13 protein-coding genes are annotated in these 18,606 nt (G+C 70.2%); 10 read left to right on the plus strand and 3 right to left on the minus strand.

Translation table 11 applies throughout. The features are described 5' to 3' along the window. Nucleotides 1–15 precede the first annotated feature (15 nt). Entirely contained in the window at nt 16–1,473 is a 1,458-nt protein-coding gene (locus L3Q67_RS24165) for a peptide MFS transporter (RefSeq protein WP_499183750.1), read from the plus strand. A gap of 87 nt (nt 1,474–1,560) precedes the next feature. Here the strand turns inward: L3Q67_RS24165 and L3Q67_RS24170 are convergent, their stop codons facing one another. After that, nucleotides 1,561–2,445: an SDR family oxidoreductase gene (locus L3Q67_RS24170; protein ID WP_499183751.1), complete on the minus strand. Its 885-nt coding sequence runs from the start codon at nt 2,443–2,445 to the stop codon at nt 1,561–1,563. 53 nt (nt 2,446–2,498) lie between these two features. Here L3Q67_RS24170 and L3Q67_RS24175 point away from each other — a divergent pair, with 53 nt between their 5' ends. Then, nucleotides 2,499–3,089 (plus strand): TetR/AcrR family transcriptional regulator, encoded by a 591-nt coding sequence (locus L3Q67_RS24175; RefSeq protein ID WP_499183752.1) that lies wholly within the window; start codon nt 2,499–2,501, stop codon nt 3,087–3,089. A 1-nt stretch (nt 3,090) separates the two neighbouring features. On the opposite strand, the gene L3Q67_RS24180 is transcribed toward L3Q67_RS24175, so the two are convergent. Further along, nucleotides 3,091–6,411: an error-prone DNA polymerase gene (locus tag L3Q67_RS24180; RefSeq protein ID WP_499183753.1), complete on the minus strand. Its 3,321-nt coding sequence runs from the start codon at nt 6,409–6,411 to the stop codon at nt 3,091–3,093. A 654-nt stretch (nt 6,412–7,065) separates the two neighbouring features. Then, nucleotides 7,066–7,851 (minus strand): IclR family transcriptional regulator, encoded by a 786-nt coding sequence (locus tag L3Q67_RS24185; protein WP_499183754.1) that lies wholly within the window; start codon nt 7,849–7,851, stop codon nt 7,066–7,068. Between the two features lie 121 nt (nt 7,852–7,972). On the opposite strand from L3Q67_RS24185, the gene L3Q67_RS24190 reads away from it, so the two are divergent. From L3Q67_RS24190 to L3Q67_RS24225, 8 genes are all read left to right on the plus strand, one after another. After that, nucleotides 7,973–8,311, plus strand: a complete 339-nt coding sequence (locus tag L3Q67_RS24190) for a bifunctional 3-phenylpropionate/cinnamic acid dioxygenase ferredoxin subunit (RefSeq protein ID WP_499183755.1) — start codon at nt 7,973–7,975, stop codon at nt 8,309–8,311. Further along, a complete protein-coding gene (locus L3Q67_RS24195) occupies nt 8,311–9,507 on the plus strand; it encodes an NAD(P)/FAD-dependent oxidoreductase (protein WP_499183756.1) in 1,197 nt (398 codons plus the stop codon). Before L3Q67_RS24190 ends, L3Q67_RS24195 begins: the two co-directional genes overlap by 1 nt. Then, nucleotides 9,504–10,643, plus strand: a complete 1,140-nt coding sequence (locus L3Q67_RS24200; protein WP_499183757.1) for an aromatic ring-hydroxylating oxygenase subunit alpha — start codon at nt 9,504–9,506, stop codon at nt 10,641–10,643. Before L3Q67_RS24195 ends, L3Q67_RS24200 begins: the two co-directional genes overlap by 4 nt. A 128-nt stretch (nt 10,644–10,771) precedes the next feature. Further along, nucleotides 10,772–12,004 (plus strand): sarcosine oxidase subunit beta family protein, encoded by a 1,233-nt coding sequence (locus L3Q67_RS24205; RefSeq protein WP_499183758.1) that lies wholly within the window; start codon nt 10,772–10,774, stop codon nt 12,002–12,004. A 16-nt stretch (nt 12,005–12,020) separates the two neighbouring features. Then, nucleotides 12,021–12,296 carry a sarcosine oxidase subunit delta gene (locus tag L3Q67_RS24210; RefSeq protein WP_209668558.1) on the plus strand — a complete coding sequence of 92 codons (276 nt, stop codon included), beginning with the start codon at nt 12,021–12,023 and terminating at the stop codon, nt 12,294–12,296. Then, nucleotides 12,293–15,070, plus strand: coding sequence for an aminomethyltransferase family protein (locus tag L3Q67_RS24215; protein ID WP_499183759.1), 2,778 nt, complete (start codon nt 12,293–12,295; stop codon nt 15,068–15,070). The genes L3Q67_RS24210 and L3Q67_RS24215 overlap by 4 nt, the downstream gene beginning before the upstream one ends. Further along, nucleotides 15,063–15,644, plus strand: a complete 582-nt coding sequence (locus tag L3Q67_RS24220; RefSeq protein ID WP_499183760.1) for a sarcosine oxidase subunit gamma — start codon at nt 15,063–15,065, stop codon at nt 15,642–15,644. The genes L3Q67_RS24215 and L3Q67_RS24220 overlap by 8 nt, the downstream gene beginning before the upstream one ends. Before the next feature lie 11 nt (nt 15,645–15,655). Beyond that, nucleotides 15,656–18,106, plus strand: coding sequence for a GcvT family protein (locus tag L3Q67_RS24225; RefSeq protein WP_499183761.1), 2,451 nt, complete (start codon nt 15,656–15,658; stop codon nt 18,104–18,106). Nucleotides 18,107–18,606 lie beyond the last annotated feature (500 nt).

Here is an 18,606-nt window from a genome sequence, read left to right on the forward strand (position 1 = left end):
TGGGGCGGGAGTTTGGTGGGGAAATCCTCGGCGACCGGATTCTTCGGCCATCCGAGTGGGCTCGCCACGCTGTTCTTCACCGAAGCGTGGGAGCGGTTTTCGTACTACGGGATGAAAGCCATCCTGCTGTACTACATGTACGACCGGGTGAGCGAAGGCGGACTGGGCATCCCGGCCGAAACGGCCCGCTCGCTCGTGGCGGTCTACGGGGCGTCGATCTACCTCGCCGCCATCGGGGGCGGCTGGCTCAGCGACCGCGTGCTCGGCGCGCGCCGGAGCACGCTCTACGGCGGCATTCTCATCATGTGCGGGCACATCTGCCTGGCCCTGCCCGCCGGCGCGACCGCGTTGTACCTGTCGATGCTGTTCATCGTGGCGGGTACCGGATTGCTGAAGCCCAGCATCTCCACCTCGGTCGGGCAGTTGTACCCCGATCAGGACGAGCGCCGTGATTCCGGGTTCACCATCTACTACATGGGCATCAGCGTCGGTGCGCTGGTCGCGCCGCTCGCGGTGGGCACGCTGGGCGAAAAGTACGACTACCACCTCGGATTCGGCCTGGCGGCCGCCGGCATGGCTGTCGGACTGGTGGTTTTCGTGCTGGGCCGGCGGCATCTCGGTGACGAGAGCAAGCGGCCGGCGAATCCGATCCGCCTGGCCGAAATCCCGCGGGGATGGGCGGCCGGGGTGCTCGCGGGCATCGGCCTGCTCGTGCTCCTGGTCGTCCTCACCGGCTCCTTCAGCGCCGGGCTGGTGATCGACCTGATCAGCCTGCTGGCGATCGCGCTGCCCGTCGCCTACTTCACCGTGATGCTGCGCAGCCCGCGCGTGACCAGCGCCGAACGTTCCCGGGTGCTGTCCTACATCCCGCTCTTCCTCGCCGCGGTGTGCTTCTGGGTGATCCAGGAGCAGGGCGCGATCGTGCTCGCCCAGTACGCGCAGGAGAGCACGGACCTCGACGCGTTCGGCTTCGGGATCCCGGCTTCGTGGTTCCAGTCGGTCGGCTCGCTGGTGCTCATCCTGATCGCACCGGCGTTCGCGGTGCTGTGGATCCGGCTCGCGCGCCGGGAACGGCAACCGTCCACGCCCGCGAAGTTCAGCTTCGGCCTGGTGGTCGCGGGCTTGTCGTACGCCATGCTGGTGATCCCCACGCTGTCCGGCGGCGAGACGAATCCACTGTGGCTGATCGGCAGTTTCACCCTGGTGACCATCGGGGAGATCTGCCTGTCGCCGATCGGCATGTCGGTGACCACGCAGCTGGCGCCCGCCGCCTTCGCCACCCAGACCATGGGCCTGTGGATCGCCTCCAGCGCGGCGGGGCAGGGCATCTCCGCGCAGATCGTCGGGTTCTACGACCGCGAGTCGGCACCGCTGTACTTCGGGGTCATCGGGCTGTCCGCGGTGGCGCTCGGGGTGCTGCTCGTGGTCTTCGCGCCGGTCATCCGCCGCAAGATGGCCGGCGTGGGCGCTTGAGGGGTCGTGGCAGGGGACGGCCTGGAACCCTGCCACGAGGTGGTTCAGTATGGCCCGCCCCCGCCCGGCCGCTTTGCGCGGGGGCGCTCAACGCGGGGAACGAGGAGTCTTTTCGTAGTGCGGGCGGAGGCCGGCCACGAGGACGCGGTCGAGCACCCGGTCGGGCAGGACCCGCGTCAGGCGGGTGATCAGCGCCGCGTCGCGGCCGACGGTGTAGCGGGTGCGGGGTTTCGCGGCGGTCACCGCTTTCGCGATCACCCGGGCCGCGTCCTCGGGCGGCCTGCCGTTCGGGGCGTGGGCGGCGGAGTGCGCGTTGGTGGCCTGGATCAGCTTTCCGTAGCGGTCCCGCTGTTCCGGTGACATGGCGGCGGCGAGCTCGTTCGCGGTGGCGGCCACCCGGCTCGCCATCTGCGTGCGGACAGCGCCGGGCTCGATGACGACCACGTGCACGCCCAGCGGCGCCAGTTCCCGGCGCAACGAGTCGCTGACCGCTTCGAGGGCGAACTTCGTGCCCGCGTAGGGCCCGTACGCGGGCATGGCGATCCGCCCGCCGACCGAGCTGATGTTGATCACCCGGCCCGAGTGGCGCAGCAGCGCGGGCAGCAGCGCCTGGGTGACGGCGATCTGGCCGAACAGGTTGACCTCGAACTGCCGCCGCCACTGGCTCAACGGCAGGGTCTCGACCGGCGCGTTGAGCTGGATCGCGGCGTTGTTCACCAGCGCCCGCAGCGCACCAGTCCGCGAGCCGTCGTCGAAGCGGGCGGCCAGCCGGGCGATGTGGTCCGGTTCGGTGACATCGAGGATGACCGGTTCGATGCCGTCGGCCCGGAGCGCGTCGGCGTCACGGTCGCGGCGGACTCCGGCTAGGACGTGGAACCCGCGCCGGGCCAGTTCGCGCGCGGTCGCCGCGCCGATGCCGGTCGAGGCTCCGGTGACGACGACGTACTCCGGCATTCTAGCTGACATTGTCATCTGAGCGAGACTAGGCAGTTCAGCTGACAGTGTCAACCGGTAGGGTGCTCGGCATGGTCAGCCGTACCGAATCCGCCGCCGCGACCCGGCGGGCCCTGCTGGACGCCGCCGCCGAGCTGCTGGACAGCGGCGGCCCGGACGCGGTGACGTTGCGCGCGGTCGGGGCGCGCGCGGGCGTCAGCCGCGGGGCGCCGTACGGGCACTTCCCCGACAAGGACAGCCTGCTGACCACCATCGCCGCCGAAGCGCTGGACCGGCTCGCGGACCAGGTGCAGGCCGTGCGCGCCGACGCACGGGTGTCCTCGGCCGACACGCTGCACCGCGGCCTGGCCGCGCTGATGACGATCGGCCGCCGTCAGCCACACCTGTACCGGCTGATGTTCGCCTCCCCGGCCGGCGCCCCGGCCGCGATCCAAGCGGCGGTGCAGGCGGCCGACCGCGCCATGGCCGAGTTCCTCGCCATCGTCGGCGACCTCGTCGGCGGCCCGGACGCGCAGCGGTTCGCCGCGCTGCTGCTGACCAGCGCGCACGGGATCACCGACATGGAGGTCAACGGGCACCTGTCCGCGGACAAGTGGCAGGTCTCGGCCGAGGAACTCGTCTCGATGCTGGTGTCCATGGTCGACGGGCAGGCGCCGGGATAGCTCAGCGGTAGTCGCGGGACGGGGCGGCGCCGCGGGCGTCGAGGGGTTCGAGGTGGTCCGCGATCACGTTCAGGGCGCCGGACTGCGCTTCGAGGAGGCCGCGCACGAGCAGGGCGGTGCTGGTTCGGATGAGGGTGCGGTACCGGCGGTCCAGCCCGCGCGAGACGGTGACGTTGACGATGCCGGTCTCGTCCTCCAGCGACAGGAAGGTGACGCCGCCTGCCGTGGGCGGGCGTTGCCGGTGGGTGACGACGCCGCCGACGAGGATGCGCGTGCCGTTGAGCACCGTGGACAGTCGCGCGACGCTGTGGGCACCGCGATCGTCGAGCCGCGCGCGCAGGAGGTCGACGGGGTGCTGGTCCGCGGACAGGCCGGTGGTGTGGACGTCGGCGGTGAGCAGTTCGAGCGCGGTCATCCCGGGCAGCGCGGGCGGCGGGGTGGGGGTGGTGGTCCCCGGGAGCAGGCCGGCCTTGTCGCGGGCGGCGGCTCCCGCGGTCCACAGGGCACGACGGCGTGACGGCTCCCAAGGACGCAAAGCTCCCGCAGTGGCCAGGTTCTCCAGGTGCGCGGTGGTGAGGCCGGTGCGGCGGGCGAGGTCGTCGATGCCGGTGAACGGGCCGTTCGCGCGTTCGTCGACGATGCGCTGGGCGACTTCCTCCCCGAGGCCGCGGATCTCCCCGAGCCCGAGCCGGACCGCGACGCCACCGCGGCTGGCGGGGTCGGGTTCCGTGGTGGTGTGGGCGAGGCTGCGGACGATGTCGGGGTGGTGGATGAGCACCCCATGCCGCCGGGCGTCGGCGGTCAGCGATTGCGCGGAGTAGAAGCCCATCGGCTGGGCGCGCAGGAGCCCGGCGCAGAACGCGGCCGGGTGGTAGAGCTTCAGGTACGCCGAGGCGTAGACCAGGTGCGCGAAGGACATCGAGTGCGCTTCGGGGAAGCCGTAGCCGGCGAACGCTTCGACCTGCGTGAAGATCTGGTCGGCCAGCGCGCCGGTGATGCCGTTGGCCGCGGCGCCCTCGTAGAAGCGTTGCCGCAGTTGCGCCATCTTGCGGTGGGACCGCTTGGCGCCCATGGCGCGGCGGAGCTGGTCGGCTTCGGCGGCGGTGAACGAAGCGACGTCGACGGCCATCTGCATCACCTGCTCCTGGAACAGCGGCACGCCGAGCGTGCGGTCCAGCGAGTGCGCCAGCAGCGGGTGCGCGTGCTCCCATTCCCCGCCGTTGCGGCGCCGGATGTACGGGTGCACCGAGCCGCCCTGGATCGGGCCGGGCCGGATGAGCGCGACTTCGACGACCAGGTCGTAGAACTCGCGCGGCCGCAGCCGTGGCAGCGTGGCGAGCTGGGCCCGTGACTCCACCTGGAACACGCCGATGGCGTCTGCGGCACACAGCATTTCGTACACCTTGGGGTCAGCCAGATCGAGGTGCGCCAGGTCGACCACGGTGTTCTCGTGCTCGGCGACCAGGTCGATCGTGTAGTGGAGCGCCGAGAGCATGCCCAGGCCGAGCAGGTCGAACTTGACCAGGCCGATCTCGGCGCAGTCGTCCTTGTCCCACTGCAGCACGGTCCGGTCGGCCATGCGCGCGTTCTCCACCGGCACGACCTCCGAGACCGGCTGGTCGGTGATCACCATGCCGCCGGGGTGGATGCCCAGGTGCCGGGGCGTGCCCTGCAGCCCGGACGCCAGGTCGAGCACGTCGGCGGGGATGTCCTGCTCCGGGTCGGCGCGGGCGGAGGCCAGCGTGCCCCAGGCGTCGAGGGTCTTGGCCCAGCGGTCGATCTGGCCGGGGGAGTAGCCCAGCGCTCTGGCTGCGTCGCGGACCGCGGACCGGTTGCGGTAGGTGATCACGTTCGCGACCAGTGCGGCGCGGTGACGGCCGTGCCGTTCGTAGACGTACTGGATGACCTCTTCGCGGCGGTCGGATTCGATGTCGATGTCGATGTCCGGCGGGCCGTCGCGTTCGGGGGCGAGGAAGCGTTCGAACAGCAGGCCCCAGCGCACCGGGTCGGCCTTGGTGATGCCCAGGGCGTAGCAGACCGCGGAGTTCGCAGCCGAGCCCCGGCCCTGGCAGAGGATGTCGTTTTCGCCGCAGAACCGGACGATGTCCCACACCACCAGGAAGTAGCCGGGGAAGCCGAGGCCGGAGATGATCTCCAGCTCGTGTTCCAGCTGGAGGTAGGCCTCTTCGTTGCCCGCGCGGGGGCCGTAGTGGCGGGCCGCGCCCTGCCAGGTCAACTCCCGGAGGTAGCTGTCCTCGGTGTGGCCCTCTTCGACCGGGAACGGCGGCAGCCGGGGAGCGACGAGGCTGAGGTCGAAGGCGCATTCGACGCCGAGCAGCGCGGCGTTCTGCACCACCCCCTCGTAGCGGGTGAAGATCTCAGCCATCTCCGCGCCCGAGCGCAGGAACGCGTCGTCACCGGCACGCAACCAGCCCTCCATCTCGTCCACCGTCCGGCGGGCGCGCAACGCGGCGACCGCCGGAGCGAGCGCCCGGCCGCGTCGCGGGGAGTGGTAGCGGACGCCCTTGGAGGCGATCATTGTGAGGCCGTGGTCCTCGGCGAGCTCGGCCAGGCAACCGTTGTGCACGTCGTCCAGCGGCTCGCCGTACGCGATCAGCTCGACCACCACGTGCTCGCGCCCGAACTGGCCGATCAGCTTCTTCAGCTCCCGGTCGGCGGCGGGCAGCCCGCCGGTGAGGTAGGCGCGGCGGACCGCGCCGTGGTCACCGCCGGTCAGGACCTTGACGTGCCCGGCCAGCTCGCGGACCACCTCCGCGCGGTCGTACTGCGGCAACCCCTTCTCCGCGTCGGCGCGCAGGTGCGCGGCGGAGATGACCCGGCACAGCCGCCGGTACCCCTCCGGGCCGCGCGCCAGCACCAGCAGGTGCTCGCCTTCGGGATAGGCGACGCCGGTCTGCTGACGCGGCAGGTCCAGGCTCAGCTCGGCGCCGTAGACCGTGCGCACCCCGAGTTCACGGGCGGCCTGCGCGAACCGGACCGCGCCGTAGAGGCCGTCGGTGTCGGTCAGCGCGAGCGCGTCCAGCTCCAGGCGAGCGGCTTCCTCGACCAGTTCCTCCGGCGAGGACACGCCGTCGAGGAAGCTGAAGTAGGAATGGCAGTGCAGTTCGGCGAACGGCGTCCGCCGGGGTGCGCCGCTGTGGTCGGGCATCCGCCGGGCCCGCAGGTCGGCCGGCGGCACGTACAGGTCGCGCCGCCGGTTCGAGGTGGGGCTGTCCCGCTCGATGCCCTCGCCGACGGCCCGGCCGTCGAACCGCGCGGCCAGATCGGTCCAGCGCGAGCCCTGACCACCGTTGAACGACACCCGCCGACACCTTCCCCGGATGCTGTCGTGGGGAAGCCGACCGCGTTGGAACAGATGAGCGAATCCTGCGACGGCGGCCGGGCCGGTGTCAAAGTGGCCACGCAGAACCACCCACCTGGGGGATAAGTGTCCTTCGTGGACAGAATGGGCCGGTAACCGGTCACACAGTTCCGGCGAGATTGCCGTAACACCAACGCAAACACACGCGACTATCTGACCATTGGGGACGGACGGGTGAGGGCGTCATGGAACAGGACATCGTGGTCGACTGGTTACTCCTGGCTTGGCGGGCCGAGATCGACAGCGTGCCGCAGCCCGCGGGCGTGCCGGTCGACCAGGCACTGGCGATCGTGGCGGCGGCGAGTGCTGCGTGTGCCCGACGCCGATGTCCGCCAAGCGATGCCGAGTGCACGCGTCGACGGCAAAGTCCTGGCCGGTCGAGAGCCCCCGGCACGGCAGGTCGTGGCGCGCTTGCTGGCTGACCGCCTCGTGCGCGATCTCCCGTCGGTACGGTCGAGTTCGAGAAAGACGACTTGCACGGATTTCACCTGCGGATCGCCGTACTGCTCGTCGTGCGCACCAGTGACGGGCACGAGGTCCTGCCTTGTTTCCCAGCCGGTGTCCACCCCGCACGCCCCGTGAACACGAGCCTGGTCACGGTTCCACCTGGCGTTGCAGGCGGAGGCGGATCTCGTCGGCGGCTTGGACGAGGAGCCGGGCGATGTCCTGGAAGTCGTCGGTATGAAGGTGTTCCGCGGCCGCCGAGACGCTCAGCGCTCCCGCGATGCGCCCGCCCGGCCCGCGCACCGGGACGGCGACGGAGTTCAGGTCGGCCTCCAGTTCGCCGATCGTGGCGGCCCAGCCGCGGTCGCGGACGCGGTTCAGGTCGGCCAGCAGGGCGCCGCCGGCGGTGATGGTCCCCGCGGTGAACCGCTGCCGCGGGCGTTCCAGCGCGGCGCTCAGTTCCTCGAACCCCAGGCCGGCCAGCAGCACCTTGCCGGTCGCGGTCGCGTGCAGTGGCATCCGGACGCCGATCCAGTTCCGTTCCGTGCTCGGCTCCTGCGCCACGGCGGTCGTCCCGCCGCCTTCGAGGACGCTCAGGCTGACCGTGCCACGCAGTTCCGCCGCCAGCCGGGCGCACGTCGGCCGTGCCTCCTTCGCGATGTCCAGTTGCGCGGCCGTCGCCCCCGCCAGCCGGACGATGCCGAAGCCGAGCCGGTACTTGCCGCGGTTGCCCACCTGCTCCACGAACCGGAACTTCTCCAGCGCCGCCAGCAACCGCGTCGTCGTCGACTTGTGGACCCCGAGTTCGCGGGCCAGTTCGGTGACGCCCGACGGCCCGCGCTGGGCCAGCAGGGTGAGGATCGACAACGCGCGATCCACCGTCTGACTGGGCGATCTCGGCTCGCGGGCGGCGGCGGATTCGCTGTTGTTGTGCATGTTGCAACTCCGAGGCGCTCAGTGGTGGGTTCTGGCTCCGGACGATTGACAGACGGCGGGAAGCTGTTTGACGCTGTTGCGCAGAGCACGGCGTGTTCCGCGATACGCAACAGGAGCAATCATGATCTCAGTTGGCGCGGCGTCCGAGATTCCCGTCGGAGAGTCTGTACGCGTGCAGGGCCGGGTGGCAATCGCCGTTTTCCACGTCGACGGCGGGTTCTACGCGATCGACGACACCTGCACCCACCAGGACGCGTCGTTGTCCGACGGCTGGCTGGAGGGGTGCGTGGTCGAGTGCCCCCTGCACGCCGCCTGCTTCGACCTGCGCACCGGGCGCCCGAGCGGCCCGCCCGCCCGGAAACCGGTCCGCACGCACGAAGTGGTCCTCGTCGACGGCCAGGTCTATGTGCACGAAACCATCGAGGCCGAGGTGGGCACGCTCGCGAAAGAAGTGGCCTGATGCGCGCGGTCACCGTCGTCGGGGCTTCCCTCGCCGGCCTGACCGCGGTCCGCGCCCTGCGGGACCAGGGGTACGACGGCCGCGTCACCGTGGTGGGTGAGGAGGCCTACGCCCCGTACGACCGGCCACCGCTGTCCAAGGAATACCTCGCCGGCACGGTCTCCGAGGACGACCTCAAGCTCGAAACCCCCGAGGACGCCATGCTCGATGTCGATTGGCGCCTCGGCCGGACCGCCGCCGCGCTCGACACCGGCGAACGAGCCGTCGTGCTGGACGACGGCGAGCGGATCGTGTCCGACGGCGTGGTCCTGGCGACCGGCGCCCGAGCCCGCTGCCTGCCGGGCCGGACCTTCGAAGGGGTGCACACGCTGCGCACCCTCGACGACGCGATCGCCCTGCGCAAAGCGCTCGTGCCCGGCTCGCGCCTGGTGGTGATCGGCGCCGGGTTCATCGGCTCCGAAATCGCCTCGACGGCCACGGGCCTGGGTGTGGAGGTCGACGTGGTCGAGGCCGAACCCGCGCCCCTGAGCAGGCCGCTCGGGCTGGAGATGGGCCGGGTCTGCGCCCGGCTGCACGCCAACAGGGACGTCCGGATGCACGTCGGTGCCGGACTCGCCGGGCTGGTCGGCAACGGCCGGGTGAAGGCGGTCCGGCTGACGAACGGCCGGGAGCTGCCCGCGGACGTGGTGGTGCTGGGCATCGGCGCGTCGCCGTGCGTGGAGTGGCTGATCGGCTCCGGCGTCGACCTCGCCAACGGGGTGCGGACCGACACGCGCGGTGCCACGAACGTGCCCGGCGTGGTCGCGGCCGGTGACTGCGCCAACGCCGATCAGCCGTACGCCACCGCGCCGCTCCGCCTGGAGCACTGGACCAACGCCGTGCAGCAGCCGGTCGCCGCGGTCTCCGCCCTGCTGGGCCACGACCACACCCCGCCCGCCCACCACGCGCTGCCGTACTTCTGGTCGGACCAGTACGGCCACCGCATCCAGTTCGCCGGGCACCGCACCGAGGACAGCACGGTGGAGGTGCTCGAGGGCGAGGTCGCGGCCTTCGACTTCCTCGCGCTCTACCGCGACCGCGCCGGTGATCCGGTGGCCGTGCTCGCGGTCGACCGCGCCCGCTCGTTCGGGCGCTGGCGCCGCAGGCTGGCCGCGCTCCTGTCCACCTCGAACCGACCGCAGGAAGGACCGCCGTGAGTTCCGTCGAAGTCCGGGGCAGGCAGCCGGAATCCGCCACCAGCCTCATCCCGACCCTGCCCGGTGCCCACTACACCGACCCCGCGATCTTCGAGCGCGAGCAGCAGCGCATCTTCGGGCGCACCTGGTTCGCCGCCGCCCGCGGCAGCGACCTGCCCGAGCCCGGCGGCTTCCGCACGGTCGAGGTCGGCGGGGAAAGCGTGCTGATCGTCCGCGGCCGGGATCGCGCCCTGCGTGCCTTCCTCAACGTCTGCCGCCACCGTGGTGCGCGGTTGTGCACGGACGGCGCCGGTTCGGTGCGGCGATCGCTTCAGTGCCCGTACCACGCCTGGACCTACGGCCTCGACGGCTCACTCATCGCGGCCCCGAACCTGAACTCGATGGCCGACGTCGATCGCCGCGAGTACGGCCTCATCGGCGTCGCCCTGCGGGAATGGCTCGGCACGGTCTGGGTGTGCTTGGCCGACGAGCCGCCGTCCTTCGCCGACACCGTGCAGGCCGTGGTCGCGGCCCGCCTCGGGGACGAGGAGACGATCGAGCGGTGGGGCCTCGACGAGCTGGTCGTCGGCCGCCGGATCACCTACGAGGTCAAGGCGAACTGGAAGCTGATCGTCGAGAACTTCATGGAGTGCTACCACTGCGCGACCATCCACCCGGAGCTCACCGAGGTGCTGCCGGAGTTCGCCGACGGGTACGCCGCCCAGTACTTCGTCGGCCACGGCGCGGAGTTCGGCGAGGAGGTCACCGGGTTCACCGTCGACGGGCAGGGCGGATTCGGCAAGCTCGCCGGGCTCGACGAAAGCCACGACCGGCGCTACTACGCGATCACGGTCAACCCGCAGGTCTTCCTCAATCTGGTGCCCGACCACGTCATCTTCCACCGCTTGTACCCGATGGCGGTGGACCGGACGGTGGTCGAATGCGACTGGCTCTACCCGCGGTCGGTCATCGACAGCGGCGCGGACCTGAGCCGGTCGGTGGAGCTGTTCCACCGGGTGAACCAGCAGGACTTCGACGCCTGCGAGCGCTGCCAGCCCGGGATGTCGTCGAAGGCCTACGCCGCCGGCGGGGTGCTGGTGCCCAGCGAACACCACATCGCCGAGTTCCGGGACTGGGTCGCGGACGCGATTGGCTGATTGCACTCGGTAGCCGCGTTGTCACGCGCGACCACCTGATTGCCTGGTTGACCGTCGTGGACCAGCGGTCTAGCGTGACACTTGACTGATATATCAGACGTCCGACAGAGATATGACGGGAGTGCCGGATGACCACGAACCCGCCGGGCGCGGACCTGCCCGAGCACCCCGATTTCCTCTGGCGCGACCCGGAGCCGAAGAAGACCTACGACGTGGTGATCGTGGGCGGCGGCGGGCACGGCCTGGCCACCGCGCACTACCTGGCGAAGAACCACGGCATCACCAACGTCGCGGTGCTGGAGAAGGGCTGGCTGGCCGGCGGCAACATGGCCCGCAACACCACACTGATCCGGTCGAACTACCTGTGGGACGAGTCCGCGGCGATCTACGAGCACTCGCTGAAGCTGTGGGAGGGCCTGGAAGACGACCTCGGCTACCCGATCCTGTTCTCCCAGCGCGGGGTGCTCAACCTCGCGCACACCGAGCAGGACGTCCGCGACTCCGTCCGCCGCGTCGAGGCCAACAAGCTCAACGGCATCGACGCGGAGTGGCTCGAGCCGGACGAGGTCGAACGGATCTGCCCGATCATCAACATCTCGGAAGACATCCGCTATCCCGTCCAGGGCGCGACCTACCAGCCGCGCGCGGGCATCGCCAAACACGATTACGTCGCCTGGGGGTTCGCGCGCCGGGCCGACGAAGCCGGGGTCGACCTGATCCAGGACTGCGAGGTACTCGGGTTCACCGTGGACGGTGACAGGGTGACCGGCGTGCGCACCAGCCGGGGCGACATCGGCTGCGGCACGGTCGCGCTCTGCGCCGCCGGGCACACCTCGGTGCTGCTGGACCACCTCGGCGTGCGTGCTCCGCTGCAGTCGCATCCGTTGCAGGCACTGGTTTCCGAGCTGCTGGAGCCGGTGCACCCGACCATCGTCATGTCCAACGCCGTGCACGTGTACGTCTCCCAGGCGCACAAGGGTGAGTTGGTGATGGGCGCGGGCGTGGACGCCTACAACGGTTACGGGCAGCGAGGCGCCTTCCACATCATCGAGCGGCAGATGGCCGCGGCGGTGGAACTGTTCCCCGTGTTCGCCCGCGCGCACCTGCTCCGGTCGTGGGCGGGCATCGTCGACGTCACGCCGGACGCGAGCCCGATCATCGGGCACACGCCGTACGAGAACGTCTTCGTCAACGCGGGCTGGGGGACCGGCGGGTTCAAGGCCACGCCGGGCATCGGCTGGTGCTACGCGCACACCATCGCCCACGGCGAGCCGCACCCGTACGTCGCGCCGTTCGGCCTCGGCCGGTTCACCACCGGCGCACTCGTCGACGAGCACGGCGCCGCCGCCGTGGCCCACTGAAAACGCGAGGACTGCCATGCAACTCATCCACTGCCCCTGGTGCGGCCCCCGCGAGGAGGTCGAGTTCCACTACGGCGGCCAGGCCGGGGTCGCCTATCCCGAGCGCCCCGCCGAACTGTCCGATCAGGACTGGGCCGAGTACGTCTTCTACCGGGACAACCCGAAGGGCACCTTCGCCGAGCGGTGGAGCCACAGCGCCGGGTGCCGCCGCTGGTTCGACGCCGTGCGGGACACGCACACCTACCGGTTCCTGAGCACCACCAAGCCGCGGCCGAAGGAGGTGCGGGTGTGAGCCGGGTCCACGGGTACGGCCGCGTCGACCGCGGCCGCACGCTCTCCTTCACCTTCGACGGCCGCGAGTACACCGGTCATCCGGGCGACACACTGGCCTCGGCGTTGCTGGCCAACGGGGTGCACCTGGTCGGCTCCAGCGTCAAACTCGGGCGCCCGCACGGCATCAGCGCGGCGTGGACCGAGGACGCGACCGCGCTGGTGCAGGTCGAACGGCCGTTCCCCGAGCCGATGCTGCAAGCCACCACCGTCGAACTCGTCGACGGGCTGGTCGCGCGCGGCGTCAACGGACAGGGACGGTTGGCCGACACCCCCGATCCGGCCCGGTACGACCGCCGGCACACGCACACCGACACCCTGGTCATCGGCGCCGGTCCGGCAGGGCTGCTCGCCGCGCTTTCGGCGGCTCGCGCGGGCGAGGACGTGGTTCTGCTCGACGACCGGCCCATCGCGGGCGGGAGCCTGACCGGTACCGAGGTGATCGACGGCCGTCCCGCGCTCGGATTCGTCGATGACGTCGTGGCGGAGCTGGCGCGGCTGGGCGTCCGGCACCTGCAGCGCACCACCGCTTTCGGCCAGTACGACGACGGTTTCGTGCTCGCGCTCGAACGGCGAACCGACCACCTCGGCGCCGGCGCGCCCGCGCATCGCAGCCGTCAGCGAGTGCACCGCATCCGGGCGCTGAAGGTCGTGGTCGCCACCGGCGCGCAGGAACGGCCGATCGTGTTCGAGGACAACGACCGGCCCGGGATCATGCTGGCCGCGTCGGCACGCGACTACCTGCACCGCTACGGCGTGCTCGCCGGACGCGAGATCGTGGTGTTCACCGCTGACGACGCCGCTTACGCCGCGGCGGTCGACCTCGCGGCTGCCGGCGCGCGGGTGACCGTGCTCGACGTGCGTGCCAACCCGCCACGCGACTGGGAAAGCCGGGCGAACGACGCCGGTGTCACCGTGCACCCGTCCGCGGTGGTCACCGGGACAGAAGGCAAGGAGCGGGTGTCGGCCGTGCTCGCCCGCACCACCGACGGCGGCGTGCGGTTGCCCGCGGACCTGCTGCTGGTCTCGGGCGGCTGGAACCCGGTCGTGCACCTGTTCAGCCACGTTCGCGGGGCGCTGGCCTACGACCCGTCGCTCGGCTCGTTCCGCCCGTCCGGCTCGCTGCCGGGGGTCACCGTGATCGGTGCGGCCAACGGGACCCTGGACCTGGCCGGGGTGCTGCGCGAAGGCGGCGGCCCGGACGCGCCGGAAGCCGGTCCGGAACCGGCCCGTGGTCCGGCGGCGGTGGTGTGGCGCACGGACGGCGACCCGGAACGTCAGTTCGTCGACCTCCAGCGTGACGCCACGGTGGCCGACCTCGGCCGCGCGGTGGGTGCCGGTCTGCGCTCGGCCGAGCACATCAAGCGGTACACCACCATCGGTACCGCGCACGACCAGGGCAAGACGTCCGGGGTGCTCGCCTCGGGTATCACCGCGGAACTGCTGGGCGTGGGTATCGAGGACCTCGGCACCACCACGTTCCGGCCGCCGTACACGCCGGTCGCCTTCGCGGCGCTGGCCGGGCGGGCGAAGGGCAGGCTGTTCGACCCCGTGCGCACCACGCCGCTGCACGACTGGCACGTCGAAGCGGGCGCGGTGTTCGAGGACGTCGGGCAGTGGAAGCGTGCGCGGTACTACCCGCGGCCCGGCGAGGACATGGACGCCGCGGTCCTGCGGGAGTGCGCGGCGACCCGGTCGAGCGTCGGCATTCTCGACGGCTCCACGCTGGGCAAGATCGACGTGCAAGGGCCCGATGCCGGGGTGCTGCTCGATCGCCTCTACACCAACATGATGAGCACGCTGAAGGTCGGCCGCGTCCGGTACGGGGTGCTGTGCGGCAACGACGGCATGGTGCTCGACGACGGCACCGTGCTGCGCATCGACGAGGACCGCTACCTGCTCACCACGACCACCGGCGGTGCCGCCACCGTCCTGGACTGGATGGAGGAGTGGCTGCAGACCGAGTGGCCGGAGCTGCGGGTGCACCTGACCTCGGTGACCGAGCAGTGGTCGGTGTTCCCGGTCGTCGGCCCCCGTTCGCGCGAGGTGATCGGGGAGGTCTTCGCCGAACTGGACGTCTCCAACGACGCGTTTCCGTTCATGTCCTGGCGCGGCACCACGCTCGACGGCGTCCCGGTGCGCGTCGCCCGCATCTCGTTCTCCGGTGAACTGGCCTACGAAGTCAACGTCAATTCCTGGTACGCGCTCGCGCTGTGGGAACGACTGCTCGCGGCGGGCCGGCGGTCCGGGATCACCCCGTACGGCACGGAAACCATGCACGTCCTGCGCGCGGAGAAGGGTTATCCGATCATCGGGCAGGACACCGATGGCACGGTCACCCCGCAGGACCTCGGCATGAACTGGGTGGTGTCGAAGAAGAAGGAAGACTTCATCGGCAAGCGCTCGTTCGCCCGTCCGGAGAACAACGATCCGCAACGCAAGCAGTTCGTTTCGCTGCTGCCCACCGATGGCCGCACGAAGCTGCCGGAAGGTTCGCAGATCGTCGAGCTGTACGAGGACGGCGAATTGCCGGAACCACCGGTGCCGATGCTCGGGCACGTCACTTCCAGTTACCACAGCGCGGAACTGGCTCGCCCGTTCGCGCTCGCGTTGGTGAAGAACGGCCGCGCGCGGATCGGCGAACTGGTGCACGTGCCGGTGGCCGGCGTGCTGGTGCCCGCCGTGATCGGGGAAACCGTGCTGGTGGACCCGGAAGGAGCCCGTCGCGATGGCTGACACCCTGTACCGCACGCACCCGCTGGAAAACCGGCGGGCGGCGCTGGCCGGGCTGTCCGGCGGGCTGACCGTGTCCGTCGAGGAACCGGTCGCCGCGGTGGACCTGAGGATCGACCCGGACGGACCGGGTGCCGCGGCGCTCGGCCGCACGCTCGGCACGGCGCTGCCGGTCGAACCGAACACCTGGACCCACACCTGCGAGGGCCAGCTCATCTGGCTCGGTCCCGACGAGTGGCTGGTCACCAGTTCGACCGCGCAGCCGCAGGAGTTCGAACAGGAACTGGGGTGGGTGGTCTCGGCGTTCGACGGCGCCGCGATCGACGTCTCCGCGCAGCGAACGAGCATCCGGCTGCGCGGCCCACTGGTCCGTGAGCTGCTTTCACTGGGCTGCTCGCTGGATCTGAGGCCGTCGGCGTTCCCGGCGGGTGCCTGCGCGCAGACCCAGGTCGGCCACACCGGGGTGCTGCTGCTCGCGCTCGGTGCCAAGGACTTCCGCCTGTTCGTCCGCCAGTCCTTCGCGGCCTACCTCGCCGACTGGGTGCTCGACGCCGCCGAGGAATTCCGCGACCAGTGAGGAGTACCGACATGAGCACCACGCCCCGCGTCGTCATCATCGGAGCCGGGATCGTCGGCGCGAACCTGGCCGACGAACTGACCGGGCGCGGCTGGTCCCGGGTCACCGTGCTCGACCAGGGACCGCTACCGCTGACCGGTGGCTCCACCTCGCACGCGCCCGGCCTGGTCTTCCAGACGAACCCGTCGAAGACGATGACCGAGTTCGCCGCCTACACCGTGGAGAAGCTGCAGGGGCTCGACGGTGACTGGTGCTTCAACCAGGTCGGCGGCCTGGAGGTGGCGACCACCCCGGAGCGGCTGGCCGATCTGCACCGCAAGCAGGGCTGGGCCCTGTCGTGGGGAGTGCCCGCCGAAGTGGTCGACCCCGCTCGGTGCGTGGAGCTGCATCCGTTGCTGGATCGGGAAAAGGTGCTCGGCGGGCTGCACACACCCACCGACGGACTGGCCAAGGCTTCGCGCGCGGTGGTCGCGCTGGCCCGGCGTGCCGAGTCGCGTGGCGCGGTGTTCCGCGGCTCGACCCGGGTTACCGAGGTGCTTCAGCAGGGTGGCCGGGTGACGGGCGTGCGCACCGGTGCGGGGGAGGAGATCCCGGCCGACATCGTGGTGTCGTGCGCCGGCTTCTGGGGTCGTGCCGTCGGTGAACTGGTCGGGATGAAGGTGCCATTGCTGCCGCTGGCGCACCAATACGCCCGCACCGGGCAACTCGCCGAACTCGCGGGCCGCAACGATGAGCTGATCGAAGCGCGGCTGCCGATCCTGCGGCACCAGGATCACGACCTGTATTACCGCGAACACAACGACTGCCTCGGCATCGGCACCTACGCCCACCGCCCGATGCCGGCGCGGCTGGCTGATCTGCCCGAGGTCGACCAGGCGACCGAACAGGCGATGCCGTCGATGCTGCCGTTCACCGAGACGGATTTCGCGCCTTCGTGGGAGCACAGCAAGGAACTGCTGCCCGCGCTGCGCGAGGCGAAGGTGGAAACCGGGTTCAACGGGGTGTTCTCGTTCACGCCGGACAACGGGCCGCTGATCGGGGAATCGCCGGACGTGGCGGGGTTCTGGGTGGCGGAGGCGGTGTGGGTCACGCATTCGTCCGGGGTGGCGAAGGCGGTCGCGCAGCTGTTGGTGGACGGGCGGAGCGAGGTCGAACTGCACGGGTGTGACGTCAACCGGTTCGACGAGGTCCAGACAACGGATTCCTATGTGGAGGAGACGGCGCAGCGCAACTTCGCGGAGATCTACGATGTGCTGCACCCGCTGCAGCCCAGGATGTCGCCGCGTGAACTGAAGGTCAGTCCGTTCTACGCACAGCAGAAGGAGCTGGGCGCGTACTTCCTGGAGGCGCACACCTGGGAACGGCCGCACTGGTACGAGTCGAATGCCAGGCTGGTCGAAGAACTGCCGCCGGAGTGGCAGCCGCCACCGCGGGACGCGTGGTCGGCGATGTTCCACTCACCGATCGCCGCGGCTGAGGCCTGGAAAACGCGCACCGGTGTCGCGATGTACGACATGACCCCGTTGAAACGGATCGAGGTCGCCGGACCGGGCGCCACCGCGTTCCTGCAACGACTCACCACCGGCAAAATGGACAAGTCGGTCGGTTCGGTGACCTACACCCTGATGCTCGACGCGGCGGGCGGCATCCGCTCGGACCTGACCGTGGCCCGGCTCGCGGTGGACCGGTACCAGGTGGGAGCCAACGGGAACCTGGACCTGGACTACTTCCGGCGTGAGGCGCCAGGCGACGTGCAGATCCGCGACATCACCGGCGGCACCTGCTGCGTAGGTGTATGGGGCCCGCTGGCACGAGACCTGGTGCAGCCATTGAGCGATGAGGACTTCTCACACGAGGCACTGAAGTACTTCCGCCTGCACCATGCTTCCGTCGCCGGCATCCCGGTCGTCGCCATGCGACTGTCCTATGTAGGCGAACTGGGCTGGGAACTCTACACCAGCGCCGAACACGGCCGACGACTCTGGGCCGCGCTGTGGGAGGCAGGGCAACCGTTGGGCGTGATCGCCGCGGGCCGTGCCGCATTCAACAGCTTGCGCCTGGAAAAAGGCTACCGCGCCTGGGGCACTGACATGACCACCGAGCACACCCCTCACGACGCAGGCCTGAATTTCGCGATCCAGAAAGGAAAGACGAACTACGTCGGCCACCAAGCCCTTGTCGATGCCAAGCCCCCAACACGACGCCTAACCTGCCTCACCATCGACGACGGCCAAAGCGTCGTGCTCGGCCACGAACCAGTCTTCCTGAACGGAAAAGCAGCAGGCTACGTAACCTCGGCGGCCTACGGCCACACCATCCAAAAGCCAATCGCCTACGCCTGGCTCCCCTCATTCGCAACACACGGCACCTCAGTCGACATCCAATACTTCGACCGACGAATACGAGCCACCGTCACCCCCGAACCCCTATACGACCCCACCATGACCAAAATCCGCCGATGACTTCCCCGATACAAACACACCAACCCGCCCACAAACCCCGCCCGCGGAAACTGCCCGCAAAACCCGCCCGCGAAACCCGGCCGCGGAATCCGCCCGCGCGAACGAGGGGTTCGCCCGCCCAAGTCGATGGCGGCTACGCAAGCGCGAACCTAACCTATCCAGGCGTGGCCCCCACTACGCGAACGCGGGATTCCGCACTCAGGCAGCCGAGTTCCACACTCAGGCAGCCGAGCTCCACGTTCGGGCAGCCGAGTTCCGCATTCGGGCAGCCGAGTTCCACGTTCGGGTAGGCGAGTTCCACACTGCGGTAGCCGAGTTCCTCGCTCGGACAGCCGTGTTCTACGTTCGGGCGGCGAACTCGGCTGCCGCAAAGCGGAACTCGCCTACCTGAGTGCGCAGGTCTCGGCTACGTGAATGTGGAGTTCGCTTGCTCAGACGTGGGTCCCGGCTGCGCGAACGTGGGGTTCGCCTGCCCGAGTGTGAGGTTCGGCTACGCGAGT

The sequence above is a fragment of the Saccharothrix sp. AJ9571 genome (genome assembly GCF_021725495.1).
GTDB lineage: Bacteria > Actinomycetota > Actinomycetes > Mycobacteriales > Pseudonocardiaceae > Amycolatopsis > Amycolatopsis magusensis.